Consider the following 25,424-nt stretch of genomic DNA (forward strand, 5'->3'; position numbering starts at 1 on the left):
CGGAGCGCTGAGCGCTGAGCACGGCGACGGTACAGGCGGCGCCGAGGGCCCCGGCCGCCACCCCGCACGGGCAATTGGCCTGGTCAGGGGGTCGCGGCGGGGGCCCGGGAGGGGAGCGGCCGGGGGCTGGCCCCGGTCCGGCTTCCCCCAGTTTTCGTCTACAGTGTTGTAGACCTTCGCTGTCCCGGTACGATCGCCGCACGCATCACCGGCTCGCACCCTCCCCAGAAGTGGACCCCATGAGCGCGATCACAATCGGCCAAGCCCTCGTCCTCGGTGTAGTCGAGGGGGTGACGGAATTCCTCCCTGTCTCCTCCACCGGTCACCTCAAGATCACCGAGGGCCTGATGGGGATCTCCGTCGACGACAAGGCCGTCGTCGGCTTCTCGGCCGTGATCCAGGTCGGCGCCATCGCCGCGGCGCTCGTCTACTTCGGCAAGGACATCGTGCGCATCGTGGGCGCCTGGTTCCGCGGTCTGCGCAACCGTGAGGAGCGCTACCACCACGACTACAAGTTCGCCTGGTGGGTGATCTACGCCACCATCCCGATCGTCGTCGTCGGCCTGGCCGCCAAGCCGCTGATCGAGGGCCCGCTCGCCTCCCTGTGGGTGGTGGCCGGATCACTGATCGTCGGCAGTGGCGTGATGTGGGCGGCGGACCAGATGGGCCGCCACAAGCGAGGCGAGGACGACACCTCCCTCAAGGACGCCATGTGGGTCGGCTGCTCACAGATCCTCGCGCTGCTCTTCCCGGGCTTCTCCCGCTCCGGCGCGACGATGTCCACCGCCCTCATCCTCGACCTCGAACGCGTCGCGGCCACCCGGCTGTCCTTCTTCCTCGGCATCCCTGCGCTCACCGGTGCGGGCATCTACGAACTGAAGGACGCCATCGGCTCGGGCGCCGCGATCGCCCCGCTCGCCGTCGGCACGGTCGTCTCCTTCGTCGTCGCCTACGCCTCGATCGCCTGGCTGCTGAAGTTCGTGGCCAAGCACTCCTTCAACTCCTTCGTGGTCTACCGGATCATCGTCGGCGGCCTGCTGTTCGGGCTGCTGGGCATGGGCATCATCAGCTGACCGGCTGCCGACCGGATCACGGCCGGGACCGGGCGCGCCTTCGGGCGGCCCGGTCCCGCTTTTATGCGGCACCGCCATGGACAAGCGAGCCGACCGGAGGCAACTACAGCCGCAGCGGCAGTGCCATCAGGCGCCAGTTGCCGGGAAGTTGGGCGCGTTCGAGGTCGTCGGGCCGGACGGCCAGGGAGACGTCGGGGTAGTGCGCGAGCAGTCTGCCCAGGGCGACCTCGGTTTCCTGGCGGGCGAGGGTGGCACCCAGGCAGTAGTGCATGCCGTGGCCGAAGCCGACGTGGTTCTCGGCGTGGCCGGCCGGATGGCGGGTGAGGTCCAGGCGTTCGGGGGCGTCGTAGTGACGTGGGTCGAAGTTGGCCGCCACCAGGGTGAGGAGAACGGAGTCGCCCTTGCGGACGGGGGTCCCGGCGAGGTCGAGGTCCTCGGAGGCGTAGCGCAGCTGGGTCATCTGGACCGGTCCGCACCAGCGCATCAGTTCATGGACGGCGCGCGGGAGCAGGGCCGGGTCCGACTTCAGCAGGGCCAGCTGGTCGGGGTGGGTGAGCAGGGCGGCCGTGCCGTTGGCTATGAGGTGGGCGGTGGTTTCGTGACCGGCCAGGACCAGGGTGAGGACCATGGTCACCATCTCGACGTCGCTGAGCCGGCCGCCGTCGTCGTCATGCGCCCGTATCAGCTCGCTGAGCAGGTCATCGGTCAGCGACGCGCGGCGCGTCCGGATCAGTTCGTGGATGTGCGCGACCATCGCCGGGAGCGATCTGGCCAGACCGCCCGGTTCCAGCGAGACGAGGTCGGCGCCCCAGGCGCGCCACTGCGGGCGGTCCGCCTCCGGGATGCCGACCAGTTCGCAGATGACGGTGATGGGGAGGGGATAGGCGAAGTGCTCGATGAGGTCGACGGCGCCGTTCTCGGCGTGCTCGGGCAGCCGGGCCAGCAGGTCGTCGGCGATCCGCTCCACCCGCGGGCGCAGATCGGTGATCTTGCGTGCGGTGAAGGCGCGGGACACCAGACGGCGCAGCCGGGTGTGGTCGGGGGCGTCGTTGTTGAGGATCGACCCGAGCAGATAGGGGCGGAACTCGTCGGGCAGCCCCATGGTCTCCATCAGCCGGCCCAGCGGTCCGTCGTCCGCACCGCCCTGGGACGCGGCCGGATTGTTCACGAAGCGCTGATCGCGTAAGACCTCGCGGACGTCGTCGAAGCGCGTCACGATCCACACGGGCGAATCGTCCATGAAGCGGCCGCGGACGACACGGCCCTGTTCGCGCAGGGCACCGTAGCCCTTGACGGGGTCGGCGAGCAGGGCCGGTTCCATCACATTCGGCTCGCCGGGGTGCTTTCCCACGTGCACGGCGAGGGGGTTGGCGGGTGGGGCGGGGGACGCCCCCGTGTCGGGGGAGTCGGGTGTGGGGGATGTGGTGGGTGATACGGACATGGTGGCGTCCTCCGGGTCGGGAGTCGGTGTCAGTCCCGCAGCTGCCGTCGCATTTCCGCCGAGCTGAGCTCTTCCAACTGCTCGTAGAGCGCGATGATCTCGGGGGCGACGGCGGCCACAGCGGGCGCGCGGTGGGCGTCCGCGGTGGCGGGGTCGTGGTGTTCCGTGGCGTCCGGGGTCTCCAGTACGCCGCGGAGCGTATGGGCGAGGATGCCGGTGCGGACCGCCGGCGGGAGCGGCGGACCGGCCTGGAGCGTTTCGGTCATGAAGAAACCGGCGGTCACCGCCATCATGGCGTAGTGCTGGTGGGCGACCTCGACGTCGTCGCGCATCAGGCCGTGCCCGCGCAGCACGCCGAGATGGCGGCGCAGGATGCGGTCGCCGTGCGCCATCAGCTCCGCGAGCTCCTGTTTGGCGGTGTCGTTGAGGCGGCCGAGGACGTCGGAGTCGTCGCTGTACAGGGCGCGCAGCACCGGGTCGTCCAGATAGTCGAGATAGAGCCCGCACATCATCCGGCTCGGCAGGACCTCCAGCGGGTCGGCACGCATCCGCTCCAGCTGACGGTGCAGACTGCGCGCTTTGGCGCGGAGCACCACGGCCAGGAGGAGGGCGTCCTTGGTCTTCCAGTGGAGGTAGACCGTGCCCTTGCCGACCCCGGCCCGGCGGGCGATCTCGTCGATGGTCACCCGTCGGTAGCCCCAGGCGAGCAGCAGCTCACCAGCGGCCTCCAGGATGCGTTCACCACGCTGTTTCTGCGCCACGACCTGCTTCTCTTCCCCTTCGGCTGCGGCTTCATGACCAGATTTCAGATCTGGTCATACGGTCAAAACTAGGGGAGCGGGACGCCCGCCGTCAGGGGGATTTCCGGCCACTCGCTCACGGTGGACGCGCCCCGCATTCGCTCCCGCGCGCCGGGCGAATGCGCCCTTCGACGAGGAGATGCTCGGCAGTCAACTGACCTGCTGTGCAACGCAGTTGAATGAGAAGCGGCGTGGTGAGAGCCCCTGGACCGGCCCCTCCCGCTGCCCTAGCGTCGGACGGCGCCGCACGGACCCCCGGGTGCCGGAAGCCACCCCCGTGTACCTGGACGACCGCACCGTTCGCAAGGAACCGCCGCCCGACCCGGGCTCGTTCACGGAAGCCGAGGACGCCTCGTGACCACGATTCCGCAGCCGCCCGACATCCTCTCCCCGGAATTCGAAGCCGACCCCTACTCCGCGTACCGCATCCTGCGGGAGCACTACCCGCTGCTCCACGACCCGGCCACCGGAAGCTATCTGATCTCCCGCTACGAGGACGTCCAACGGGCCTTCCGGGAGCCGGTGTTCACCACTGACCACTACGAGTGGCAGATCGAGCCGGTGCACGGTGGCCGGACCCTGCTCCGGATGAGCGGCCACGAGCACGCCGTGCGCCGCGCCCTGGTGGCGCCCGCCTTCCGGGGGCGGGATCTGCGCGAGAAGTTCCTGCCGGTGATCGAGCGCAACGCGCGTGACCTGATAGACGACTTCCGCGATGCCACGGAGGCCGACCTCGTGGCCGCCTTCGCCACCCGCTTCCCGATCCGTGTCATCGTGGACATGCTCGGCCTGGACCGCGCCGACCACGACCGCTTCCACGCCTGGTACAAGACGGTCGTCGACTTCTTCGGCAACCTCGCACAGGACCCGGAGATCACCGCCGCCGGACTGCGGGTCAGCGGGGAGCTGTCCGCGTATCTCCACCCGATCATCCGGGCGCGGCGCGCCGCACCCGGGGACGATCTGCTGTCCACCCTGTGCACCGCCGAGGTCGACGGCACCCGGATGAACGACCAGGACATCACCGCCTTCGTCAGCCTGCTGCTCTCGGCCGGCGGCGAGACGACGGACAAGGTCCTCGCCGGCATCTTCCGCAATCTGCTCGCCCACCCCGACCAGCTCGCCGCCGTACGGGCCGACCGCGGCCTCGTCGTCGCCGCCTTCGTCGAGACCCTGCGCTACACCCCGCCGGTCCAGATGATCATCCGGCAGCCCGCCGAGGACGTCACCCTCAGCGGCGGCACGGTTCCGGCCGGCGCCACCCTCATCTGCATGATCGGGGCCGCCAACCGTGACGAGCGGCGCTACGACCGCCCCGACACCTTCGACCTCTTCCGTACGGAGGTATCGGCGGCCCATGCTTTCAGCGCCGCCGCCGACCATGTGGCCTTCGGGCTCGGACGGCACTTCTGTGTGGGCGCGCTGCTGGCCAGGGCCGAGGTGGAGGTCGGCGTGAACCAGCTGCTGGACGCCTTCCCCGGTATCGTCTTCGCGGACGGTACGGCTCCCGCCGAGGCAGGGGTGTTCCTCCGGGGGCCCAAGCGACTGGCGGTACGGCTGACGCCTCGTGGTGACCGTGGGTAGCGGTATTCAGCGCTACCCAGCGGCGGGCGGGGCGGCCCCGCGCGGACCGCCACGTTCCGGATCACCCCGCCGATACGCTGCGCCCCCGCCCGTCCGGTGTCAGACTTGAGGCACCGCATCGGCTGCCGGCGGCCGGTGCCCCCTGCCACCTAGGGGGAGAGTCATGACCTGGGCATCTTGGACCACCATCGGGATCTACGCACGGCCCGGTGTGGTGCGCACCGAAGAGGTCGGTGTGATCGATGGCGACCTCAGCGTGCACACGACCTGGACGGAGGGCCAGGCTCATGTGGCAGTGCAGTACACCGGTGCCACGGACTGGTTCACCATGGCCGGCAGCCCCGTCCCCTGCGGCTCGGAAGAGGAGAGCCGCAACTTCCACCAGGCGGTCGTCGAGGCGATGCGGGACGCCGAGGAGGCCCGGCCGTCCATGAAGGAGCTGTTCCGGCAGGAGTGAGCGCCTCTGACCGCCGGTCCCCCGCCTTCCCCCGCCTTCTCCTGACGCCCTTTCGTCCGAGCGCCGGGCGGCCACGGTGCCCCGTCGCGGCCGCCCGGCGGGCTTGTGTCGGACTACCGTTCCAGGCCGCTGTAGCCCCCGGTGTTGCCGCTGCCGAGGGCGCCGTCGCTGCCGAGGGCGCCGTCGCTCCCGAGGCCGCTGACGCCCGCACCGCCGCCGCCCCCGCCCCCGCCCTCGCTCCCGAGGCCGCTGTAGCCCGCACCGCCGCCGCCCCCGCCGTCGCCGCCGCCGTAGCCCCCACCACCGCCGCCGTAACCCCCGCCCCCGCCGCTGCCGCCGCAGCCCCCGCCGCCATTGCCGTGGCCGTCACCGCCCCCGCCGCAGTCGCCTCTCCCGCCCCCGCCGCCTCCGTTGCCGCGGCCGTCGCCCCTGCCTCCGCCGCCGCCATTGCCACGGCCGTCGCCACGGCCGTGCCCGTCCCCGTTGTCATTGTCCGAACAGCCTTCGCTGTAGGTCACCTTGCCGTTGAGGGACTCTTTGTAGATGCGGCAGTCGTGGCGGACACTGTGGTCGATGGCGGCCTGGTGGCCCGCGTGGGGGCGGTGGCCCTGCTGGTCGTGGTCGCTGTCGGCGAGGGCCGCGGTGGCGCCGCCGAGGACGGTGGAGGCGGCCAGCGCGCAGGTGGCAAGTGTCGTGCGGATACGCATATGTACTCCTCTAGAGGGTCGTATTGTCATACCGGCCCTTCCAGGGATCACCTCGCCGACCCGGCCCCAAACGCGATCTCGGCCGATCGTGTGAGGACGTCGGAGCCGCCCGGCCGGGTGACGCCGGCGGCTGTCCGCACGGCTGTACCGACGGCTGTCCGGAGCGCCTATTCCACCTGCGGGGCGAGATGCCGGGTGAACCAGTCCTGCGCCAGATCGGCGACCGCGTCCAGCGCCCCCGGCTCCTCGAAGAGATGGGTGGCATGGGGGACGACCTCGAGCTGGTTCTCGCAGCGCAGTTCCTCCATGGCCTGCCGGTTGAGATCGAGGACCAGGGCGTCGGCACCGCCGACTATCAGCAGCGTGGGCGCCCGTACCTCGACGAGATGCGGCCCGGCGAGGTCGGGGCGGCCGCCGCGGGAGACCACCGCGCCGACGTCGACATCGGCGGCCGCGGCGGCGCGCAGTGCGGCCGCGGCCCCGGTGCTCGCGCCGAAGTAGCCGATCGGGAGGGCCACTCGGCCGTGCAGCCAGCGGGTGGCGTCGGCCAGCCGCCCGGCCAGGGTCTCGATGTCGAAGACATTCGCCCGATCGGCTTCCTCGGGCGGGGTGAGCAGGTCGAAGAGGAGGGTGCCCAGACCGGCCCGGTTCAGCACCCCGGCCACCATCCGGTTACGGGGGCTGTGCCGGCTGCTGCCCGAGCCGTGGGCGAACATCACCACCGCCTCGGCGCCTTCCGGGAGGGTGAGGTCCCCGGTCAGCCGTACGCCGTCCGCATCCACCTCCACCGGCTCGGTGATACCGGAGCCGTGGACCGGAGCCGGCCGGTCGGACACCGGGCGGGCCGCCGCCTCGGTCAGCAGCGCGATGACCTCCTCGTCGGGGGTCTGGGAGAAGTCCTGGTACCACTCGCCGACCGCGGAGAACGACGCCGGGGTGGACAGGCACACCACCTCGTCGGCCTGGGTGCGCAGCCAGGCGGCCGCATCCGGCGGCGCCACCGGCACGGCCAGCACCACCCGGGCCGCGCCCTGCGCCCGTACGACCTCGCAGGCGGCCGCCGCCGTGGACCCGGTGGCGATCCCGTCGTCCACCAGGACGGCGGTGCGGCCCTTGAGGGACAGCCGCTGCCGGCCGGCGCGGAAACGGCGCGCCTGGCGTACCAGCTCGGTCTCCTCGGCGCGTTCGACGGCCTGGAGGTCCGCCTGCCGGATCCGGCCGCGACGGACGATATCGTCGCTGATCACCCGTACCCCGCCCTCGCCGATGGCGCCGAAGCCCAGCTCACGGTGGTACGGGACGCCGAGCTTGCGGACCACGATCACATCGAGGGGGGCGCCGAGGGCCAGGGCCACCTGGTAGGCGACCGGGACGCCGCCGCGGGGCAGGCCGAGCACGAGAGGATCTTCCCCGGCGAGATGGCGGAGCGCTTCGGCAAGGCGGTGCCCCGCATCCGTGCGATCGGTGAACAGCACAGTGGGCACCCCCTACCCAGGGGAGACAGAAGCCACGTCCACACCTCTTTCGAAACAACACCGTCCGAGCGGGTTTCGCAAGTCGGGCGCACGCACCGTTTCCACCCGTCGACCGCCCGTAGCACCCGGTCCGCGACGACGGCAGTCGCCGGTCCGGGGCCAAGGAGGTGCGGCGGGTACGGAGGCGAGGGAAGGTGACGCGTATGGAACGCAAGGGCCCGGGGCGCGTCCGGGGCGCCCTGATCGATATCGACGGGGTGCTCACCGTCTCCTGGAAGCCGCTGCCCGGCGCCGCGGCGGCCATGGCGCGGCTGCGCGTCGCCGGACTGCCGCTGGCGCTGGTCACCAACACCACCTCGCGCACCCGCGCCGCCATCGCCGCACGGCTGACCGAGGCCGGCTTCGGGATCGACGCAGACGACATCCTGACCGCACCCGCCGTCACCGCCGGATATCTGCGCGAGCACCACCCCGGTGCGCGCTGTCTGCTGCTCAACTCCGGTGAGGTGCGCGACGATCTGGCGGGCGTGACCTTCGTCGAGGACGGTGGGAACGAGAGGGGCGCGGACGGGAAGGGCGCGGACGGGACCGTGGACGTGGTCGTCTTCGGCGGGGCGGGCCCCGAATTCGGCTATGCGGCGCTCAATACCGCCTTCCGTCATCTCCAGGGCGGGGCGCGGCTGGTGGCCATGCACCGCAATCTGTACTGGCGTACGGCGCAGGGGCTCGACCTCGACACCGGGGCTTTTCTCCTGGGCCTGGAACGGGCCGCCCGCACCGAGGCGGAGGTCACCGGCAAACCGGCCGGGACGTTCTTCGCCACCGCCCTGGCACACCTCGGCGTGGCGCCGGAGGAGGCGCTGATGGTGGGCGACGACATCGAGTCGGACGTACTGGCGGCCCAGCGCTGCGGGATCACCGGGGTGCTCGTCAGGACCGGCAAATATCTGCCCGAGACACATCGGGCGGCCGAGGGGACCCCCGACCACGTCATCGGCTCCTTCGCCGATCTGCCTGATCTGCTGGGGCTCCCCGTTGTTCCCGGTACGACGGCGGACGATACGTCCCCGGACGGGCCGCCCCACCCTCGCTGACCAGCGTCTCGATGGCCGATACCGACCACCGGCCCGCCGCCCCCGGGCACCCGGCCAGATACTCGGCCGCCCGCCGTGCGCTCCAGCCGTGTGCGGCGACGATGCCCGTCGCGATGTGGTGGAGATAGGCGGCGGAGGGGGCGTTCAGCGGGATGTCGGAGCTGCTCCAGGGGGCCGTGAAGGTCAGTACGGGCCGGCCGTCCACGTCACCGGTGTGCACCAGGGTCTCGTAGCGGCCGGGGCCCAGCCGCGCCCGTCCCCGCCGGAGCACCTCCGTCAGGTCGAGGTCCTCGCCGGGGGCGCGGTACATCTCCTGGGCCGCGATATCGGAGAACTGACCAAGTGTCAGGAGATGTGCACAGGCGGGAAGTTGGGCGTCCACATCCGGGTCGTAGAAGGCCCGGCCGCCGGTCCACGCCGGGGATTCGGTGGCGAAGTAGAGCAGTCCCGGCAGGATGACCGGCTGGGAGTGCGCGGGTGGACGGGGGTCCCGGCAGCCGGGATGGCTGCGCAGTCCGCCCTCCGGCCGACCGCCCGCCAGATAGGCGGTGAGCCGGTCGAGATGCATGTTGGAGCCGTAGGCCGCGTACCAGACGCGGGTGTGCGCCGCCACGGTCAGGCCGCTTCCGCGGCGGAAACGCGATAGCGCGACACCTCGGAGGCGAGGATCTTCGCCGCATGGTCGGGATCCGGCCCCGCGCCGCGGAAGGCCATCAGCTGCGCGTCCGAGGCCCACCGTTCATAGACATTGATACGGCCCGGCTCCAGCACATCCGCGGAGAGCGCGAAATCCAGACAGCCGTCCGCGGCCCGCGCCTGTTCGACCACCTCCCGGCACCCGGACAGAAACTCCGTACGCCGGCTCGGTGCGACCTGAAGCCAACCGGACACGATGATCACGTCGAATTCCCCTCATTGCTCGCATTTTTCTCATAGGTGGAACCATTCTCCGCCAACTCCACCTACTCCGCGGTTTTGCGGGGTACGGGGTGGAGAGACGGGCGGTGCGGGGCGGTGCGACCACGGACGGAGGCAGCGTAATGAACAGGGCGGACAGGGTGGCGAGGACGGAAAAGAAGAGCGCGGAAAAGGTGAGCGCGGAAAAGGTGAGCCGTCGCGGGGTCCTTGCGGTCGGGGCGGCGGCGGGCATCGGACTCCTCGCGGCATGCGGTGAATCGGCCGCGCGGTCCCATGACGCGGCGAACGGCGCGCCGCCGCCCGCGAGGTCACCCGAGCCCGGCGGGCCGACCACGCCGCACCACTCGACCCCGCCGTCCTCCATATCCCCCTCTCCCTCCCCCTCCTCCCCGGCCACCCGACCGGCCCGCCACCGCCCCGAACTACCGCGTGGCGGCCGGGAGTTGTTCCCACGTCACCGGCTCATAGGATTCTGCGGCCTGCCCGGTGCGGCGGCGCTCGGACGGCTGGGGATCGGCGACCCCCGCGCCCGCGCCGCCGAGATCGAGAAGGTGGCGCACACCTACGCCGCGGGGCGCGAGCCCCTGCCCGTACTGGAACTGCTGGCGGTGGTCGCCAACGCCACCGCGGGCCCCGACGGCCGCTACCGCTCCCGCACCCCGGCCGCCACGATCCGCCGCTTTCATCAACTCGCCCGGGCCCGGCGCGCCCTGCTCCTGCTGAACATCCAGCCGGGCCGCGCCGCGCCCCTGGACGAGGTGAAGGCGCTGCGCGGATGGCTGGTCCATCCTGATGTCGGGATCGCGCTCGATCCCGAATGGGAGATGGGGCCGGGGGAGATACCCGGCCGGACCTTCGGGCACACCAGCGGGCAGGAACTGACCGCCGTCGCCCGCTGGCTCTCCCGGCTCGTCGAGCGCCACGACCTGCCGACGAAACCGCTGGTCTTCCATCAGGTCGCCCCCTCCGTGCTGCACGACGAGGCGGCACTGCGGCCGCAGCCGGGCGTGGCGCTGATCAAAAGCGTCGACGGGATCGGCTCACCGGGCCTGAAGCGGGGCACCTGGCGCAGGCTCGTGTCACAGCTGCCGGACGGCGTACACAGCGGCTTCAAGCTGTTCTACGAGGAGGACGCCAAGGGCAGCCGGCTGATGACCCCGAAAGAGGTCCTGGCGCTCACGCCGCGGCCGGAGTACGTCATGTACGAGTGAGGGGGTGGGGGCGACGGCAGGCCGGCGCGCGGCGGCGGCGCCGCGGGGGCACGATGAGCGTATGTTGCTGGCCGATCTCGCCCGGGTCTCCGCGGAGGTCGCCGCGACCACGGCGCGCAACCGGAAGATCGCGCTGCTGGCCGGGCTGTTCCGGGCCGCCGAACCGCCGGACGTGCCGGTCGTCATCCCGTATCTGGCCGGGCGGCTGCCGCAGGGCCGGATCGGCGTCGGCTGGAGCGTGCTGCGCGAGCCGGTGCCGCCGGCGGAGCGGGCCACGCTCACCGTGCGCGAGGTGGACGCCGCGCTGACCGGCCTGGCCCGGGTGGCCGGCGCCGGGGCGCAGGGCGAGCGCAGGCGGCGGGTGCGGGAGCTGCTGGCCGCGGCCACCGAGCAGGAGCAGCGGTTCCTGTTCGGGCTGCTGACCGGGGAGGTGCGGCAGGGGGCGCTGGACGCCCTGGCCGTCGAAGGGCTCGCGGCGGCGACACAGGTGCCCGCGGCGGACGTACGGCGGGCCGTGATGCTGGCCGGATCGCTGCCGGACGTCGCGCGGGCGCTGCTGGCCGAGGGGCCGCCGGCGCCGGCCGGATTCCGGCTCACGGTCGGCCGGCCCGTCGGACCGATGCTCGCGCACAGCGCCGCCTCGGTGGCCGAGGCCATCGACCGGCTCGGCCCCTGCGCCGTCGAGCAGAAACTGGACGGCATCCGGGTGCAGGTCCACCGCGACGGCGACGACGTACGGATCTACACCCGCACCCTGGACGAGGTCACCGCCCGCCTCCCCGAAGTCGGCGCCGTCGCCCGTTCGCTGCCCGCCGCGCGCTTCATCCTGGACGGCGAGGTGATCGCCCTGGACGACGACGGGCGGCCGGTGCCCTTCCAGCGGGTCGCCGGACGCTTCGGCTCGCGGGTCGACGTCACCGCCGCGCAGGCCGCGCTGCCGCTCTTGCCCGTCTTCTTCGATCTGCTCGCGCTCGACGACCGCGACCTGCTGGAACTGCCGGGCGCCGAACGGCATGCACGGCTGGCGCGACTGGCCCCGGCGGACGTACGGGTGCGCCGCCAGGTGGTGGCCGACCCGGAGGACGACGGGGCCCGCGCCGCCGCCGAGGAGTTCTGGCTGCGCACCCTGCGCGACGGCCACGAGGGCGTGGTCGTCAAGGCCCTGAACGCCCCGTACAGCGCGGGCCGCCGCGGCGCCTCCTGGCTCAAGGTGAAGCCGGTGCACACCCTCGACCTGGTGGTCCTGGCGGCGGAATGGGGCCACGGCCGCCGCACCGGCAAGCTCTCCAACCTCCACCTCGGGGCCCGCGGCCCGGACGGCGGCTTCGTCATGCTCGGCAAGACGTTCAAGGGCCTGACCGACGCCACCCTCGCCTGGCAGACCGAGCGGCTCCTGGAACTGGCGGTGGCACGGCGCGGCGCCGTCGTCACCGTACGGCCGGAGCTGGTCGTCGAGGTCGCCCATGACGGACTCCAGACGTCCACGCGCTATCCGGCGGGCGTCACCCTGCGCTTCGCCCGGGTGCTGCGCTATCGGGAGGACAAGACGGCGGCGGAGGCGGACACCGTGGAGACGGTGCTGGCGCAGGGGCGGCGGCCGTGACGGCCAAGCGGAGCGCCGGGCTGCTGCTGTACCGCAGCGGCCCGCGCGGCCTCGAAGTGCTGCTGGCGCATATGGGCGGGCCGCTGTGGGCCCGCTGGGACGCGGGGGCCTGGTCGGTGCCCAAGGGCGAGTACGTAGCGCCGGAGGAGGCGCGGGACGCGGCCCGGCGGGAGTTCGCGGAGGAGCTGGGGCTGGAGCCGCCGGACGGGCGCTACCTTCCGCTGGGCGACGTCCGTCAGGCGGGCGGCAAGGTCGTGACCGTCTGGGCCGTCGAGAGCGATCTCGATCCGCAGCGCGTGGTGCCCGGCACCTTCGAGATGGAGTGGCCGAGGGGCTCGGGGAGGCTCCGCAGCTTCCCGGAGATCGACCGGGTGGCGTGGTGGACCCCGCAGGAGGCGGCGGAGCGGCTGGTGAAGGGGCAGCGGGCGTTCCTGGAGCGGCTGGCCGAACGGCTCGGCACAGGCGCCGCCGGAACCGAACGGCCCGGCGGGGACGCCGACTGAACGCGCCACCCTTGGGCACGGCCCGCGCTGGACACCCCCCGACCGGCCGGGCAATCTGTGGGCGGGGAACGACGGGGGGCTCTGGGAACGGGGTCATGAGCATGCTGCGGGGGCCGCATGTTGCGCATTCATTTCGATGACCGGGACATCGCACGCGTACAGATCGCGTCCGGACCGGATCCGCTGTGGGAAACGGTGCTGGCGCTGCATCATCTGACGGCGCCGGGCGGCGGCGTGCCGGTCTTCGCCGCCTGGCGGGCCCGCGCCCTGGGCGAGCTGGCCGAGCGCCAACTGGCCCGCCCCGCCCGGCTGATCAACGCGCTGGCCCCGGCCGCCGGTTACTTCCCGGACTTCCTGACGCCCGATGCCTCCCGCGACGGCCTGGCGGCGGGGCTGCGGGCCCTGCGCGAGACCCCCAGGACCCGGCTGACCGCGGAGCTGCGCCGGGCCGGGAGCGCGGCCCGGCTGCCGCGCTGGACGGAAGCGGTGGCCGAGGGAAGCCGGCAGCCGCTGGACGAACTGGCCGCCGCCTTCCAGGAGGTGCACCGCGCGGTGATCGCCCCCGGCTGGACGCAGGCGGCCGCCACCGCCGACCGCGACCGGGCGGCCCGCACCCGCGCCCTGTGCCACGGCGGCGTCGACGCCATGCTCCACTCCTTCCGCCCGCACCTTCGGTGGGAGCCGCCGGTGCTGTCCGTCGACTACCCCTGCGACCGCGATCTGCGGCTGCACGGACGCGGACTGCGGCTGATCCCGTCCCACTTCTGCTGGCGCCGTCCGATAGCGCTCGCCGACCCGGAGCTGCCACCCGTCCTGGTCTACCCGGTGGAGCACACCGCCGGCTGGGCGCCCGCCACCACTCGCGCCTGCCATCCGCAGGCCCTGTCCGCGCTGCTCGGCCGCACCCGCGCCCGGGTGCTCGCCGCCCTCGACGCACCCGCCACCACGGGCGAACTGGCCCGCCGGCTGAGGGTTTCCGCACCCTCGGCCAGCGAGCACGTCAGCGCCCTGCGCGAGGCCGGTCTGGCCCACAGCCGTCGCGAGGGCTGCTGCGTCGTCCATGCGCTCACACCGCTGGGCGCGGCGCTGCTGCACGGCGAACTGGCGCCCGTCAAAGCGCCGTGACCCCGCTGCCGCTCAGGGCAGGACCTGGATCTTGCGGCCCTGCCCGGCCCGGAAGCGGTCCAGCGCCGCCCCGTACTCGGTCAGTGGCAGCCGGTCGCTGATGAACACCTGCGGATCCACCACACCCGTCGCGAACAGCTCGGCGGCGCGCTCGAAGCTGTGCAGGACGGCCATCGAGCCGGTGATGGTGATCTCCTGGTTGTAGATGCGGTACGGCTCGATGACGGCGCGGGCCGCGTAGTCGGCCACCCCGAACTGGAGGAAGGTGCCGCCCTTGCCGACCCGGCCCAGCGCGTCCTGGATGGCGTGCTGATTGCCGGTGGCGTCGATGACCACGTCCCAGCCGCGGGGGCGGTCGATCTCGTCGGCGGAGGCGGCCGCGGTGCTGCACCCCAGGGTGCGGGCGGTGGCCAGCCGGTCCGGATTGATGTCGACCACGTCCACGCCCGCCGCACCGGTGCGCTTGGCGAGTTCGAGCATCATCAGGCCCATCGTCCCCGAGCCGTAGATCAGGACATGGGTGCCCAGCTGCTGGGAGCGCAGGATGTCATAGCCGCGTACGGCGCAGGAGAGCGGTTCGATCAGGGCCGCGTCCTCGGTGCGGATGTGGTCGGGCAGCTTGATGCAGTTGGCGACGGGGGCCACCGCGAACTCGGCGGCGCCGCCCGCCGTGGTCACCCCGATCGCGGCCCAGCGTTCACAGAGATTGTTGCGGCCGGTGCGGCAGTAGTGGCACTCGTAGCAGTACAGGGACGGGTCGACGGCCACCCGGTCGCCCTCGGCCAGTTCGGTGACCGCACTGCCGGTGGCGACGACCGTACCGGCGAACTCATGGCCCGGGACGACCGGCAGGGTGGGCGCGAACTCGCCCTGGAGGATGTGCAGATCGGTGCCGCACAGCCCGCAGGAGGCGACCGCGACCACCACCTCGCGGGGGCCGGGGGAGGGATCGTCGACGGTGGTGACCTCGACCTTCCCGGGGGCGCTGATCACTGCGGCTTTCATGTCACGACTCCGATCACTTCACGGCTTATGTTCACTTCACGAGTGCGGTTCACTTCACGGCACCGAGGGAGAGGCCCTGGACGAGCTTGTCCTGGGCGGCGAATCCGGCGATGAGCACCGGGAGGGAGATGACGGTGGCGGCGGCGCACAGCTTGGCCAGGAACAGGCCCTGGCTGGTGACGAAACCGGTCAGGAACACCGGCGCGGTACCGGCCACGACGCCGGCCAGCACCCGGGCGAACAGCAGCTCGTTCCAGCTGAAGATGAAGGAGATCAGGGCGGTCGCCGCGATGCCCGGCATGGCGATCGGCGCGACGATCCGGGTCAGGGTGGTGTGCAGCCCCGCCCCGTCGATCGAGGCGGCCTCCATGATCTCGCCCGGGACCTCGGAGAGGAACGAGCGCATCATCCACACCGCGATCGGCAGATTCATCGAGGTGTAGAGGATGACCAGCAGCCAGATGCTGTCCAGCATCCCGCTGTTCTGCGCGACGAGATAGACCGGCAGCAGCCCGGCCACCAGCGGCAGCATCTTCGTGGACAGGAAGAAGAACATCACATCGCTCCACTTGCGCACCGGCTTGATCGACAGCGCGTACGCCGCCGGGACGGCCAGCGCCAGCACCAGCAGCGTCGAGACGACGGAGGCGGTGAGCGAGTTGATCAGCGGCGGCCAGGGGCTGACGCCGGTGCCCGCGCCGAAGAACTCGCGGTAGCCGTGCAGGCTGAGCCCGGCGACGATGCTCGGCGGGTTGGTCGCCGCATCCGTCTCGCTGTGGAAGGACGTCAGCACCATCCACGCGACGGGCAGGAAGAAGGCGATCCCGCACAGCCAGGCCGCCAGGCCCAGCAGACTTCCGGTCCGCCGCCGGATCAGGGGTGCGCTGTTCATCGGGTGACCTCCTCGCGCAGCAGGGACGAGACGGTGCGCAGCGCGAAGGTGGCCACGACCAGCGAACACAGCACCACGACGACGCCCTGCGCGGACGCCCGTCCGTAGTCGTGGGCCTGGTAGAAGGTCTGGTAGATGGTGTAGGGGAGGTTGGCGGTGCCCAGGCCGCCGGAGGTGATGGTGAAGACCGCGTCGAAGTTCTGGACGACGTAGATGGTCCCGAGCAGCGCGGCCAGCTCCAGATAGCGCCGCAGATGGGGCAGCGTCAGATAGCGGAAGATGTCGAAGGCCGAGGCGCCGTCCATCCGCGCCGCCTCGATCGCATCCGCCGCCCGGCTCTGGAGCCCGGCCAGCAGGATCAGCATCATGAAGGGCGTCCACTGCCAGATCAGCGACACCTCCACCGCGGCCAGCGGCGAATTGGTCATCCAGTCCGGCTGCGGCGGATCATGGCTGCCGAACAGCCCCCATATCCACGTCAGCGCGCCGTTGAGCAGCCCGTACGAGGCGTTGTAGAGGGCGTGCTTCCACAGCAGGGCGGACGCCACCGGCACCACCAGGAACGGGGTGATGAGCAGGGTGCGCACGATGCCGCGGCCGCGGAAGCTGCGGTCCAGCAGCAGCGCCAGGCCCAGCCCCAGCAGCAGGCTGACCAGCACCACGGTGACGGTCAGCAGCACCGTCGTCACCACCGACGACCGCATCGCGGAGTCCGCGAAGACCGCCACATAGTTGTCGAAGGCGGCGAACCCGCGGTTCCCGGGGGCCAGCGCGTTCCAGTGGGTGAAGGAGATCACCACGGTTGCCACGAACGGCAGTTGGGTCACGACGACCAGGAAGACCAGCGCGGGCAGCAGGGGCGCGCGCCGCGCCCAGTCCCTGGCCCGCTGTGCGCGCCGGGCCCGGGCCGCCTGCCTGCCAGGTACCGCGACGGCCGCCTGGCCGCGTGGGCCGCGTCGGGTCGTTTCAGTGGCGGTGGGCATCGGCCACCTCCTGCGCAAGCTGCTGGCTCTTCTTGAGGGCCTCGGTCACGCTCTCCTTGCCGGCGATGGCCGAGCTGATCTCGTTGGAGACCTTGGTTCCCAGGTCGGCGAACTCGGGGATGTCGACGAACTGGATCCCGGGGGCCGGGCGGGGCTGGACGCCGGGGTCAGTGGGCCGCGCCGAGCTGATCGCCTGCTGGGTCGCGCGGGCGAAGGTCCCGGACTCCTTCAGGTACTGCGGGTTGCGGTAGAGGGAGGCCCGCTTGCCGCCGGGCACCCTCGACCAGCCCAGTTCCCGGCCCACCAGCTGCTCGTACTTCGCGCCGGAGGCCCAGCGGATGAACTTCCAGGCGGCGTCCTGGTGCTGACTGGCCTTCTCCACGCCCCACGCCCAGGTGTACAGCCAGCCCGAGCTGTCGGTCCTGTCGACCGGCGCCGGGGCGTAGCCGACCTTCCCGGCGACCTTCGAGTCGGCGCTCTCCAGCGAGCCGGCGCCGGCAGTCGCGTCGTACCACATGGCGACCTTGCCCTGCTGCATGTTGTTGAGGCACTCGGCGTAGCCGGCCTGCGGTGCGCCCGCCTCGCCGTGCTTGCGGACCAGATCGACGTAGAACTGGGTGGCCTTGGCGAATTCCGGGCTGTCCAGCTTCGCCTTCCAGTCCTTGTCGAACCAGGTCCCGCCGAAGGTGTTGACGACGGTGGTCAGCGGGGCCATCAGCTGGCCCCAGCCGACCTGGCCGCGCAGACAGATGCCCTTCAGGCCCTTGCGGGAGCCGTCCAACTTGGCGGCCATGTCGGCGACCTGCTGCCACGTCGGATGCGCGGGCATCGTCAGCCCGGCGGCCTTGAGAAGGTCCTTGCGGTACATCAGGAACGACGATTCGCCGTAGAACGGCTCCGCGTAGACCTTGTCGTCGGCGGCGGTCAGTGAGGTGCGGACCGGAGCGAGAATGTCGCTCTGGTTGAACTCCGGGTCCTTGTCGGCCCGTTCGCCGAGCGGGGCGAGCCATCCGTTGCGGGCGTAGATGGGCGTTTCGTAATTGCTGAGACTGGCCACGTCGTACTGTCCGGCCTGGCTGGAGAAGTCCTGGCTCATCTTGTCGCGCAGATCGTCCTCCGGCAGCACGGTGAAGTTCACCTTGATGCCGGTCTCCTTGGTGAAGTACTTGGCGGTGAGCTTCTGGAGGTCCACCATCTGCGGGTTGTTCACCATCAGCACATTGATGGCCTGGGCGTCGCCCTTGCCCACCTGACCGGCGCCGGAGCAGGCGGTGGCGGACAGCGACATGACCAGGGCGGCCGACGTCAGCGCTATGGCGCGGCCGGTGCGGCCTCGCCCGGGGAAGGGTGCGTTCACGGCACTTACCTCTCATTTCGGGTGTACGAGATCACGCCGTGGGCACGGCGGGGGACCGCACGGCGGCGCAGGCTGCGACCGCGGCGGCTGTGGGGGAGTCGTAGGGGGCCGGTCGTCCGGGGGCCCCGCCCGGGTCAGACCCGGAGCACCTGGGGCCCCAGGAGGGAGTAGCGATGGGCCTCCGGCGCGGACAGCCCGGAGTCGGTGACGATCGTGTCGAAGTCACTGACCTCGGCGAACCGGCAGAAGCTGCTCGCCCCGAACTTGCTGTGCACCCCGACCAGCACCCGCCGCCGCGAGGAGCGCACCGCCTGCCTCTTCACATCGGCGACCGCCGGATCGGGGGTGGTCAGACCGTGCTCCCGGGAGATGCCGTTGGCGCCCATGAAGGCCAGGTCGATCACGAAACCGGCGAGCATGTCCCGCGCCCAGGAGCCCACCGTCGCCTGGGTTCCCGCGCGCACCCGGCCGCCGGCCAGCAGCACGGTGGTGGATTCGGACGCGGAGACCAGCGAGGCGGTGCGCAGCGAGGCGGTCAGCACGGTCAGCGGGCGGTCGGTGGGCAGCAGCGTCGCGACCAGCTCGGGGGTGTAGCCCTCGTCCACGAACACCGTTTCCGCCTCGCCCATCAGCTGCACCGCGGCCGCCGCGATCCGCTGTTTCTCGGCCACCTGCTGGGTCTCCCGCCGCGCCAGCGTGGTCTCGAACCCCGCGCTCTCGACCGGATACGCCGCACCGTGCGTCCGCCGGATCAGCCCGCGCCGTTCCAGCTCGCTCAGATCGCGCCGTACGGTCTCGCGGGCGACCCCGAACTCCGCCGCCGCCTCGGCGACCTCGACCCGCCCCGACTGCCGGGCCAGCACGAGAAGGCGGCGCTGGCGTTCTTCGGCCCTCATGGTGTGCTCCTGCCCGTATCGGTGATCCTCGCGGCCGCTGCCGGACCGCGGCGGTCCGGGTGGTCCGTTCGGTCACGGCCCTGCCCGTTTCTGCCCGCAGCAGGTTTATAGCAACGGTAGGACGACGGACCTTCGCCCGTTACGGGGGAAAATCCGCCCGTTTCCGCCCGGCCCCCACCGTCCTGGCCTGGCCTGCCGCCCCTCCTGGTGCCCGTTCGCCCCGATGGAGGGCTCCGTACGGGCGCCCGCTCCGGCGCGCACGCGTCGCGGACGTCGTCGTCCGTACGATCCGGGGGCGACCGGCGTACGCGGGCGGGCCGTGCCGGTGATGAGGGGGAAAGGGGCGCTTAGTCTGGACGCCATGAGTGCGGAGATGCGGTCCTTGGCGGTCACGACGGTCGTCGAGGCGGACGAGTGCGCGGTACTGCGCGTCAGCGGGGAGCTGGATCTCCGGACCGAGCAGGCGTTTCTCACCGAGGCGCGGTCCATCGTCTCGGCCGGCCACCGTTTCCTCGTGCTCGATCTGACGGCGCTGCGCTTCTGCGACTCGCGGGGGCTGAGCTGTCTGCTGGCGCTGGAGTGGCTGTGCCGCCGTCTGGAGGGCCGGCTGTTCCTGGCCTCGCTCGGGGTGCGAATGCTGCGGCTGCTGATCGGCACCCAGTCGCTGAGCGTCTTCTCCTGCTTCCCGACGGTCGGTCATGCGCTGGCGGCCGTCCCCGAAGGCGCGCGTCCGGCCTGGCCGCCCGCGCCCGAGGAACCGGCGCTGCCCGGCGATGACCCGTTCGTGTGAGCGGCGGCGCCATCGGGGTGACGGCCACGGGGGCGGTCATCCGGCCGGACAGGGTGCGCCCAGCCAGGCGTCGTTGAACCGCGCGAAGGTGATTTTCCGGTACGGGCCCGACTCGTAGAGCAGCCCGAACGTGCCGTCCTTGAGCCGGGTCAGGGTGGAGTACGCCGCCGGGCCGGGCGTGACGACGCGTGAGACCGGCCAGCTGCGGCCGTCGTCGCAGGACAGCCGGACGGTGAGGTTCCGCCGGGCGCTGGTGCTCGCCGTATTGCTGAACAGCAGCCAGTGCGCCCGCGGGTGGCCCGGTGGCGCGGTCGGGTCGTAGCGCAGGATCGACGCATTGTTGACCGGGTCGATCAGCTCGTCGTCCGCCACCGGCGTGCTGTAGGTCAGCCCGCCGTCCCGGGAGTAGGCGACCAGCCGTCGTGTGGTGCTGCCGGTACGGCTGTTGAGCATGATGCGGCCATCGGCCAGCTCCACGGTCTTGTTCTCGTCCATCAGCGGCCCCACCGGCGTCCCCAGCCGCCAGGTCCTCCCGTGGTCGTCGCTGTAGGCACTGGCCGCCCACATGCTGGCGTCGGCCTTGCGCAGCGCGTACTGCTGGAGCAGCCGCCCGGAGGAGAGCTGGATGCCGGTGCCGGACGAGGCGAAGATGCCCAGCCACGTCGGGTCCTTGAGGTCGCGGGTCAGCCGCCGGGCGCGCCAGCTGCGGCCGCCGTCGTCGGAGTAGTGGTAGTCGGTGTGCAGGATCGTGGTGCTGCGGTGGTCGTTGCCCATGCCCGCGTTGCCGAAGCCGATGCCCCTGGGGCCGTACATGTGGAAGAGGAAGAGGCGGCCGGTCCAGCGGTCGGCGATCAGGCTGGGATCGCCCGCGCCGGCCCCGCCGTCGTAGTCGGCGACCGCCTGCGGGGGGCTCCAGGTCCGCCCGTCGTCGGTGCTGCGCCGCACCATCACATCGACATTGCCGGGCAGGTCGGAGGCGCTGTCGTTACGCCGGTCGTAGGCGGCGACGAGGGTGCCGTCGGGGAGCGTCTCCAGCGCGGGGATGCGGTAGGTGTGCGCCCCTTCGCCGGAGACCGCCAGGTCGGTGGACTCATAGAGGGGGGCGGCGGGATCGGGGGGAGGGGCGGCGGCCGCAGGGGTGGCCGACGCCAGACCGGTGCCGGTGGCGAGGAGGACGGCCAGCGACAGGGAACGGGCGGCTCTCGCCGGACGGACGGCTTTCACCGGTACCTCCAGGGCGGCGGGGCAGGGACACGAGCCTCGTCGCCAAGGTAAGCGCCGTCCCGGCGAACCGCCCGCGGGCTTGATCCACCCGACCGGGGCAGACCTCCGCGTGCCGTGGCCGCGCTCCCGTGCGGCCGGCCGGACGGATGCCGTGGGCTAGTAGGTGACCCGCCCGAGATCCCGTACCAGCGTCGGCGAGGGCCGCGGGATCTCACCGAAATCCTCGTCGTCGCCGTCCACCACGAGACGGTTGATCACGTTCTCCAGTGCGGCCGGCAGCGTCGGGGCCAGCCCGCTGTGCCATTGGACCAGGAGATTGTGCCGGGCCGCGTCCGGCAGCAACTGCTTCTCGTCGAACGCGGCCACCGCCGGACGCTCCTCGTCCGGCGTATGCGCGGCCTGCCCGCGCCAGTAGTCCGCATCGCGGTGTTCGCCGTTGCGCCGGTGGGAGAGATACAGGCAGTACGCGGCGGTCCGGCTCCCGGCGCCCGCGCCGAAGTGCCACCAGAACTGCGCGGCCTCGAAGCGCCCGGTGATGTGCAGCAGACAGCCGAAGACCAGGGCGCCCTCGGGGTCGATGTGATGCTCGTCCACCAGCCGCTCCAGACTGGCCGCGGCCGCCGCCGCATTGACCACCAGCGCACAGGCCAGCTCCAGCTCATGCGTGGCCTCGTCGCGGGCGCTGGGATACGCGCTGGGCGCGCCCCGGTCGGCGCGTGCCGGGCCCGGCCGCCCGCCGAGCGCCCCGTCCGTCACCCCCTCGAAGCAGCCGAGCCCGTCGAGCGCCCCCGCATCGTCGAGATCGCTGAACCCGGCGAGGCCGTCGATCCCGGACACCGCAGCGGCGGCGCTCAACAGCGTCTCCACGGTGTCCCGGCGCCCGATGGGACGGCGGCGGTCGTTCCGTCCGGCATGGCCGGAGCGACGGCCGGTGTGATCGGCGCGGCAGACGCGGCCGGCGTGCTCTGCGCGACCGGTGTGATCGGCGTGCGGCATGGTCAATTCCCCCCTGCTGATTCCTCGTGGCTGTGGCTGTGGCTTTGGTCGTGACTGTGGTCGTGGTCGTGCTGCCGGTGGTGTCCGTGGTGCCGGTCGTGTCCGTGGTGGTGCGTGGGCTCGTCACCTTGGTCGTGGTGGGCGGCCCGTTCGTGGTCGTTTCCGTGGCTGGGCTCGCCGTCCCCGGCCGCCGCCGTGCCCCGATCGATACCGAGCGCGGCGGCGAGCCTGCGTTTGCCCCGGCTGGCATAGGAGCGGACGGTGACTTCGTCGACGCCGAGCAGCGCCCCGATCTGCGCGTCGTTGTAGCCGATGACATGCCGCAGCACGATCACATCGCACTGCCGCTCCGGCAGCCGCGCGATCGCCGCATACAGCCCCAGCTGACTCTCCAGCAGCGCGAACCGCTGCTGACACTCGCGCAGCAGGGCCTGGGCGACGACGGCGAAGGCCGCCGTTTCGGTGAGCGCGGTGGGCTGCCGGTGGTCGTACAGCCACTCCACCACGCCTTCCTTGAGCACCGACCAGGCGAACGCCTCCACCGACGCCTGCCGCAGCGCATGCGGCCACAGCCGGCCCAGCCGCCGGAAGGCGGAGCGGGTCACCGCGCGGGCCGCGTCCTCGCTGCCCGTGTGCAGATAGGCATACGTCAGCCACTTGCGGGCATGCGTGGCGTGGAACGCCTCCAGGGCTATGGAGAGTTGGCGGTCCGGGGGATCCGAGGCCGCTAAGTCCGCGCAACGGCCATGCGCCTCAGCGCACGCCGGCAGGAGTCGGTCCCGGTTTGCGCCCACGAGCCGTCCTCGTTCCGTTCGCCGTGCGCCGCTGCTGCCGCACCGAGGATGCCGGTCGCAGCGGGAGGACTGTCTGCCCTCACTTCTAATGAACAGGAAAGTGCGCCTGTTTGTGGCACCGGGGCGCAAGAAAATCTTCCGCTGCGTATTCATATGACTACCCGTGCCGCTGGCATGTTCAGTCGGCATGCGCATGCGCCGGGCGTACGCCGGGGCGCACGGCGCCGTTCGGGCATGCTCCGTGCGGTACGGGGCAGGTCTCCAACTGCCGTACGGGAAACGGCAATCGGAACGCCGCGACGGTGCGGGCCGCACCGCAAAAACGCCCTACGATGAGCGACCGCAACGACGACGGCACGAGCGACCGCGAGAGCGACGGTTGAGCGACGGCAGGAACGAGGGCGTGAACGCGGGCATGAGCGAAGGCATCAACGAAGGCATGAACGAGGGCTTCGACGCGGGCATCGACGACGGGACGGCCGACCGCACGAGCGACGGGACGGCCGACCACCGGCCCGGGCGCCCGGCCGGCCCCATCGTCGACCTCCAGCTCGACCGCGCCCATTCCTCCCGTATCTACGACTACTTCCTCGGCGGCAAGACCAACTTCCTGGCCGACCGGATGGCCGCCGGCAGCGTGCTGTCCGTCTTCCCCTCCGCGCTCATCGCGGCCCGGATCAACCGCGAGTTCATGCACCGCGCGACCCGCGCCCTCGTGAAGGCGGGCATGCGCCAGTTCCTCGACATCGGCACCGGCATCCCCACCCCGCCGAATCTGCACGACATCGCCCAGGGCATCGCCCCCGACGCCCGCATCGTCTACACCGACAACGACCCCATCGTCCTCGCCCACGCCGCCGCCCTGCTCCTGAGCACCCCTGAGGGGCGCACGGCGTACGTCCAGTCCGACGTCAACGACCCCGAGGCCATCCTCGCGGCGCCGCAGCTGCGCCACACCCTCGATCTGCGCGAACCCGTCGCGCTCAGCCTCAACGCCCTGATGCACTTCGTCACCGACGACGGCCGCGACCGCGCCCACGCCATCGTCGACACCCTCAAGTCCGCCCTGCCCAGCGGCAGTACCCTCGCCATGACCCATGCGACGCCGGACTTCGGCCCCGGCACCATGGAGAAGATCGTCGAGATCTACCGCGGTGCGGGCACCGTCCTCCAATTCCGTTCGCGCGGCGAATTCCTCCGCTTCTTCGACGGCTGGGAGCTGCTGGCGCCCGGCGTCGCCCTCCCCCACCAGTGGCGCCCCGACCGCCCCGAGGACGCCACCTACGTCGCCGACGCCGAGGCGGGCTGCTACGCGGCCGTCGCCCGCAAGCCGTGATCGGCCGCGCCGCGCCCCGCCGCCCGCTCACTCCTTGCGGTAGCCGTACGCTTCCCCGGCCGCCGCCGCCACCGCGTCCAGGTCCGCGCCGGCCGAGGCGGTGACCACGGCGGCCACCGCGCCCTCCACGAACGGCGCGTCCACCAGCCGTGCCCCCGCAGGGAGTTCGTCCCCCTCGGCGACCATGGCCTTCACGGTCAGTACGGCGCTGCCCAGGTCGGCCAGAATCGCCACCCCGGCACCCCGGTCCACCTTCCGCGCCGCCGCGCCGATCAGCTCGGCACTCGTACCGAGCCCGCCGTCGGGTGTGCCTCCCGCCGCGGCCACCGGCGCCGTCGCCCCGCCGCCGGCCAGTCCCGCCGCCATCTCCGCGACCGATGCGGCCACCGGCCCGCTGTGCGACACCAGCACAATCCCCACCGGCCCGGAGCCCTGCCCCCCCTCCGTCACGCCGCCACCTCCGCGAGGGCAGCGAACAGCAGCGCCGATGACGTCGCGCCCGGGTCCTGATGCCCGATGCTGCGTTCCCCCAGGTAGCTCGCACGCCCCTTCCTGGCCAGCATCGGTACGGTCGCCAGCGCCCCCTCCTCCGCCGCCTCGGCCGCCGCCTCGAACGACGTCTCCAGCGCGGCCACCGCCGGCACCAGCGCATCCAGCATCGTTTTGTCGCCGGGCGCCGCACCGCCCAGCTGCGCCACCGCATTCACCCCCGCCCGGAGCCCCGCCCGCAGCTCCTGTCTCGTCACCCGCGCCGCGTCGCCCAGCGTCTTTCCGCTGCGCCGCAGCAACGTCCCGTACAGCGGCCCGGACGCGCCGCCCACGGTCGAGATCAACTGCCGCCCGGCTGACGTCAGCACCGCCCCCGGAGCCGTGGGCGCATCGGCCTCCAGCGCCTTCACCACGGCAGCAAACCCCCGCTGCATATTGTTCCCGTGGTCGGCGTCCCCGATGGCGGAATCCAGTTCCGTCAGCCGGCCGGCCTCCCGCTCCACCGAGGCCGCCGCCGCCACCATCCACCGGACGAAGAACGCGGCATCCAACTCGCTGTCGCTCACGCACTGCTCCTCTGCTCTGTCCGCTCTGTCAGCTCTGCTCGTTCAGTGCACCGATCTGCTCTTTCCGTGCACTGACGCTCTGCCGGGCCTGTCGGGGCCTGTCGG

Annotated in this window: 26 protein-coding genes; 10 read left to right on the top strand and 16 right to left on the bottom strand. The window is 71.9% G+C overall.

Annotated features, from left to right (window positions below; all coding sequences use genetic code 11):
• Window positions 1-239 precede the first annotated feature (239 nt).
• Window positions 240-1,073: an undecaprenyl-diphosphate phosphatase gene (locus SNA_RS15340; RefSeq protein WP_030072635.1), complete on the top strand. Its 834-nt coding sequence runs from the start codon at window positions 240-242 to the stop codon at window positions 1,071-1,073.
• Between the two features lie 103 nt (window positions 1,074-1,176).
• On the opposite strand, the gene SNA_RS15345 is transcribed toward SNA_RS15340, so the two are convergent.
• Window positions 1,177-2,514, bottom strand: coding sequence for a cytochrome P450 family protein (locus SNA_RS15345; protein WP_198535040.1), 1,338 nt, complete (start codon window positions 2,512-2,514; stop codon window positions 1,177-1,179).
• Between the two features lie 29 nt (window positions 2,515-2,543).
• Window positions 2,544-3,275 (bottom strand): TetR/AcrR family transcriptional regulator, encoded by a 732-nt coding sequence (locus SNA_RS15350; RefSeq protein ID WP_030072639.1) that lies wholly within the window; start codon window positions 3,273-3,275, stop codon window positions 2,544-2,546.
• A gap of 393 nt (window positions 3,276-3,668) precedes the next feature.
• Between SNA_RS15350 and SNA_RS15355 the strand changes: the two genes are divergently transcribed.
• Window positions 3,669-4,898, top strand: coding sequence for a cytochrome P450 (locus SNA_RS15355; protein WP_030072641.1), 1,230 nt, complete (start codon window positions 3,669-3,671; stop codon window positions 4,896-4,898).
• Between the two features lie 163 nt (window positions 4,899-5,061).
• The gene (locus SNA_RS15360; protein WP_037794107.1) at window positions 5,062-5,355 is read left to right on the top strand and encodes a hypothetical protein; all 294 of its coding nucleotides are present in this window, start codon (window positions 5,062-5,064) and stop codon (window positions 5,353-5,355) included.
• A gap of 113 nt (window positions 5,356-5,468) precedes the next feature.
• Here the strand turns inward: SNA_RS15360 and SNA_RS43205 are convergent, their stop codons facing one another.
• Together SNA_RS43205 and SNA_RS15370 are read right to left on the bottom strand one after the other, a co-directional pair.
• On the bottom strand, window positions 5,469-6,062 hold the full coding sequence (locus SNA_RS43205) for a hypothetical protein (protein WP_198535041.1): 594 nt from the start codon (window positions 6,060-6,062) through the stop codon (window positions 5,469-5,471).
• Between the two features lie 167 nt (window positions 6,063-6,229).
• Window positions 6,230-7,537: a phosphoribosyltransferase gene (locus SNA_RS15370; protein WP_044365434.1), complete on the bottom strand. Its 1,308-nt coding sequence runs from the start codon at window positions 7,535-7,537 to the stop codon at window positions 6,230-6,232.
• A 203-nt stretch (window positions 7,538-7,740) separates the two neighbouring features.
• Here SNA_RS15370 and SNA_RS15375 point away from each other — a divergent pair, with 203 nt between their 5' ends.
• Window positions 7,741-8,631, top strand: coding sequence for an HAD-IIA family hydrolase (locus SNA_RS15375; RefSeq protein ID WP_044365436.1), 891 nt, complete (start codon window positions 7,741-7,743; stop codon window positions 8,629-8,631).
• Here SNA_RS15375 and SNA_RS15380 read toward each other — a convergent pair.
• Together SNA_RS15380 and SNA_RS15385 are read right to left on the bottom strand one after the other, a co-directional pair.
• Entirely contained in the window at window positions 8,528-9,199 is a 672-nt protein-coding gene (locus tag SNA_RS15380) for a histone deacetylase (RefSeq protein ID WP_078969932.1), read from the bottom strand. The genes SNA_RS15375 and SNA_RS15380 overlap by 104 nt on opposite strands.
• A 47-nt stretch (window positions 9,200-9,246) precedes the next feature.
• A complete protein-coding gene (locus SNA_RS15385) occupies window positions 9,247-9,531 on the bottom strand; it encodes a putative quinol monooxygenase (RefSeq protein ID WP_030073520.1) in 285 nt (94 codons plus the stop codon).
• A 206-nt stretch (window positions 9,532-9,737) separates the two neighbouring features.
• On the opposite strand from SNA_RS15385, the gene SNA_RS15390 reads away from it, so the two are divergent.
• The 4 genes from SNA_RS15390 (at window position 9,738) to SNA_RS15405 (ending at window position 13,991) form a co-directional block, all read left to right on the top strand.
• Window positions 9,738-10,760 (top strand): hypothetical protein, encoded by a 1,023-nt coding sequence (locus SNA_RS15390; protein WP_241779666.1) that lies wholly within the window; start codon window positions 9,738-9,740, stop codon window positions 10,758-10,760.
• A 61-nt stretch (window positions 10,761-10,821) separates the two neighbouring features.
• The gene (locus tag SNA_RS15395) at window positions 10,822-12,363 is read left to right on the top strand and encodes an ATP-dependent DNA ligase (RefSeq protein ID WP_044365439.1); all 1,542 of its coding nucleotides are present in this window, start codon (window positions 10,822-10,824) and stop codon (window positions 12,361-12,363) included.
• On the top strand, window positions 12,360-12,866 hold the full coding sequence (locus tag SNA_RS15400; protein WP_030073525.1) for an NUDIX hydrolase: 507 nt from the start codon (window positions 12,360-12,362) through the stop codon (window positions 12,864-12,866). The genes SNA_RS15395 and SNA_RS15400 overlap by 4 nt, the downstream gene beginning before the upstream one ends.
• A 117-nt stretch (window positions 12,867-12,983) precedes the next feature.
• Complete coding sequence (locus tag SNA_RS15405; protein ID WP_044365441.1) at window positions 12,984-13,991, top strand: winged helix-turn-helix domain-containing protein; 1,008 nt, start codon at window positions 12,984-12,986, stop codon at window positions 13,989-13,991.
• Window positions 13,992-14,003: 12 nt separating this feature from the next.
• Here the strand turns inward: SNA_RS15405 and SNA_RS15410 are convergent, their stop codons facing one another.
• The 5 genes from SNA_RS15410 to SNA_RS15430 all read right to left on the bottom strand — a co-directional run bounded on the left by SNA_RS15410 (window position 14,004) and on the right by SNA_RS15430 (window position 19,124).
• Window positions 14,004-14,996, bottom strand: a complete 993-nt coding sequence (locus SNA_RS15410) for a zinc-dependent alcohol dehydrogenase family protein (protein WP_030073528.1) — start codon at window positions 14,994-14,996, stop codon at window positions 14,004-14,006.
• Window positions 14,997-15,045: 49 nt separating this feature from the next.
• The gene (locus SNA_RS15415) at window positions 15,046-15,888 is read right to left on the bottom strand and encodes a carbohydrate ABC transporter permease (protein WP_044365443.1); all 843 of its coding nucleotides are present in this window, start codon (window positions 15,886-15,888) and stop codon (window positions 15,046-15,048) included.
• Window positions 15,885-16,871 (bottom strand): carbohydrate ABC transporter permease, encoded by a 987-nt coding sequence (locus SNA_RS15420; RefSeq protein WP_044365445.1) that lies wholly within the window; start codon window positions 16,869-16,871, stop codon window positions 15,885-15,887. Before SNA_RS15420 ends, SNA_RS15415 begins: the two co-directional genes overlap by 4 nt.
• The gene (locus tag SNA_RS15425) at window positions 16,855-18,159 is read right to left on the bottom strand and encodes an ABC transporter substrate-binding protein (RefSeq protein WP_078969933.1); all 1,305 of its coding nucleotides are present in this window, start codon (window positions 18,157-18,159) and stop codon (window positions 16,855-16,857) included. Before SNA_RS15425 ends, SNA_RS15420 begins: the two co-directional genes overlap by 17 nt.
• A 203-nt stretch (window positions 18,160-18,362) precedes the next feature.
• The gene (locus SNA_RS15430; RefSeq protein WP_030064972.1) at window positions 18,363-19,124 is read right to left on the bottom strand and encodes a DeoR/GlpR family DNA-binding transcription regulator; all 762 of its coding nucleotides are present in this window, start codon (window positions 19,122-19,124) and stop codon (window positions 18,363-18,365) included.
• 361 nt (window positions 19,125-19,485) lie between these two features.
• Here SNA_RS15430 and SNA_RS15435 point away from each other — a divergent pair, with 361 nt between their 5' ends.
• Window positions 19,486-19,914: an STAS domain-containing protein gene (locus SNA_RS15435; protein WP_241779667.1), complete on the top strand. Its 429-nt coding sequence runs from the start codon at window positions 19,486-19,488 to the stop codon at window positions 19,912-19,914.
• A gap of 36 nt (window positions 19,915-19,950) precedes the next feature.
• Here the strand turns inward: SNA_RS15435 and SNA_RS15440 are convergent, their stop codons facing one another.
• The 3 genes from SNA_RS15440 to SNA_RS15450 form a co-directional block, all read right to left on the bottom strand.
• Complete coding sequence (locus SNA_RS15440) at window positions 19,951-21,138, bottom strand: sialidase family protein (protein ID WP_241779668.1); 1,188 nt, start codon at window positions 21,136-21,138, stop codon at window positions 19,951-19,953.
• 156 nt (window positions 21,139-21,294) lie between these two features.
• A complete protein-coding gene (locus tag SNA_RS15445) occupies window positions 21,295-22,134 on the bottom strand; it encodes a hypothetical protein (protein ID WP_241779669.1) in 840 nt (279 codons plus the stop codon).
• Window positions 22,135-22,136: 2 nt separating this feature from the next.
• The gene (locus SNA_RS15450) at window positions 22,137-22,928 is read right to left on the bottom strand and encodes an RNA polymerase sigma factor (protein WP_241779670.1); all 792 of its coding nucleotides are present in this window, start codon (window positions 22,926-22,928) and stop codon (window positions 22,137-22,139) included.
• 403 nt (window positions 22,929-23,331) lie between these two features.
• On the opposite strand from SNA_RS15450, the gene SNA_RS15455 reads away from it, so the two are divergent.
• A complete protein-coding gene (locus SNA_RS15455; RefSeq protein WP_241779671.1) occupies window positions 23,332-24,264 on the top strand; it encodes an SAM-dependent methyltransferase in 933 nt (310 codons plus the stop codon).
• Between the two features lie 27 nt (window positions 24,265-24,291).
• Here SNA_RS15455 and SNA_RS15460 read toward each other — a convergent pair whose 3' ends face one another.
• Together SNA_RS15460 and dhaL are read right to left on the bottom strand one after the other, a co-directional pair.
• Entirely contained in the window at window positions 24,292-24,714 is a 423-nt protein-coding gene (locus SNA_RS15460; protein WP_044365448.1) for a PTS-dependent dihydroxyacetone kinase phosphotransferase subunit DhaM, read from the bottom strand.
• Window positions 24,711-25,319 carry a dihydroxyacetone kinase subunit DhaL gene (gene dhaL / locus SNA_RS15465; RefSeq protein WP_030064961.1) on the bottom strand — a complete coding sequence of 203 codons (609 nt, stop codon included), beginning with the start codon at window positions 25,317-25,319 and terminating at the stop codon, window positions 24,711-24,713. The genes SNA_RS15460 and dhaL overlap by 4 nt, the downstream gene beginning before the upstream one ends.
• Window positions 25,320-25,424 lie beyond the last annotated feature (105 nt).

Source organism: Streptomyces natalensis ATCC 27448, from assembly GCF_000935125.1.
Lineage (GTDB): Bacteria > Actinomycetota > Actinomycetes > Streptomycetales > Streptomycetaceae > Streptomyces > Streptomyces natalensis.

Bases quoted from the DNA above. Each gene is read 5' to 3' on its own strand.
- SNA_RS15445 (WP_241779669.1), bottom strand. From the start codon at position 22,134: ATGCCGCACGCCGATCACACCGGTCGCGCAGAGCACGCCGGCCGCGTC.
- SNA_RS15420 (WP_044365445.1), bottom strand. From the start codon at position 16,871: ATGCCCACCGCCACTGAAACGACCCGACGCGGCCCACGCGGCCAGGCG.
- SNA_RS15425 (WP_078969933.1), bottom strand. From the start codon at position 18,159: ATGTCGCTGTCCGCCACCGCCTGCTCCGGCGCCGGTCAGGTGGGCAAG.
- SNA_RS43205 (WP_198535041.1), bottom strand. From the start codon at position 6,062: ATGCGTATCCGCACGACACTTGCCACCTGCGCGCTGGCCGCCTCCACC.
- SNA_RS15405 (WP_044365441.1), top strand. From the start codon at position 12,984: ATGTTGCGCATTCATTTCGATGACCGGGACATCGCACGCGTACAGATC.
- SNA_RS15375 (WP_044365436.1), top strand. From the start codon at position 7,741: ATGGAACGCAAGGGCCCGGGGCGCGTCCGGGGCGCCCTGATCGATATC.
- SNA_RS15380 (WP_078969932.1), bottom strand. From the start codon at position 9,199: ATGCATCTCGACCGGCTCACCGCCTATCTGGCGGGCGGTCGGCCGGAG.
- SNA_RS15345 (WP_198535040.1), bottom strand. From the start codon at position 2,514: ATGTCCGTATCACCCACCACATCCCCCACACCCGACTCCCCCGACACG.
- SNA_RS15410 (WP_030073528.1), bottom strand. From the start codon at position 14,996: ATGAAAGCCGCAGTGATCAGCGCCCCCGGGAAGGTCGAGGTCACCACC.
- SNA_RS15340 (WP_030072635.1), top strand. From the start codon at position 240: ATGAGCGCGATCACAATCGGCCAAGCCCTCGTCCTCGGTGTAGTCGAG.
- SNA_RS15435 (WP_241779667.1), top strand. From the start codon at position 19,486: ATGAGTGCGGAGATGCGGTCCTTGGCGGTCACGACGGTCGTCGAGGCG.
- SNA_RS15415 (WP_044365443.1), bottom strand. From the start codon at position 15,888: ATGAACAGCGCACCCCTGATCCGGCGGCGGACCGGAAGTCTGCTGGGC.
- SNA_RS15360 (WP_037794107.1), top strand. From the start codon at position 5,062: ATGACCTGGGCATCTTGGACCACCATCGGGATCTACGCACGGCCCGGT.
- SNA_RS15430 (WP_030064972.1), bottom strand. From the start codon at position 19,124: ATGAGGGCCGAAGAACGCCAGCGCCGCCTTCTCGTGCTGGCCCGGCAG.
- SNA_RS15395 (WP_044365439.1), top strand. From the start codon at position 10,822: ATGTTGCTGGCCGATCTCGCCCGGGTCTCCGCGGAGGTCGCCGCGACC.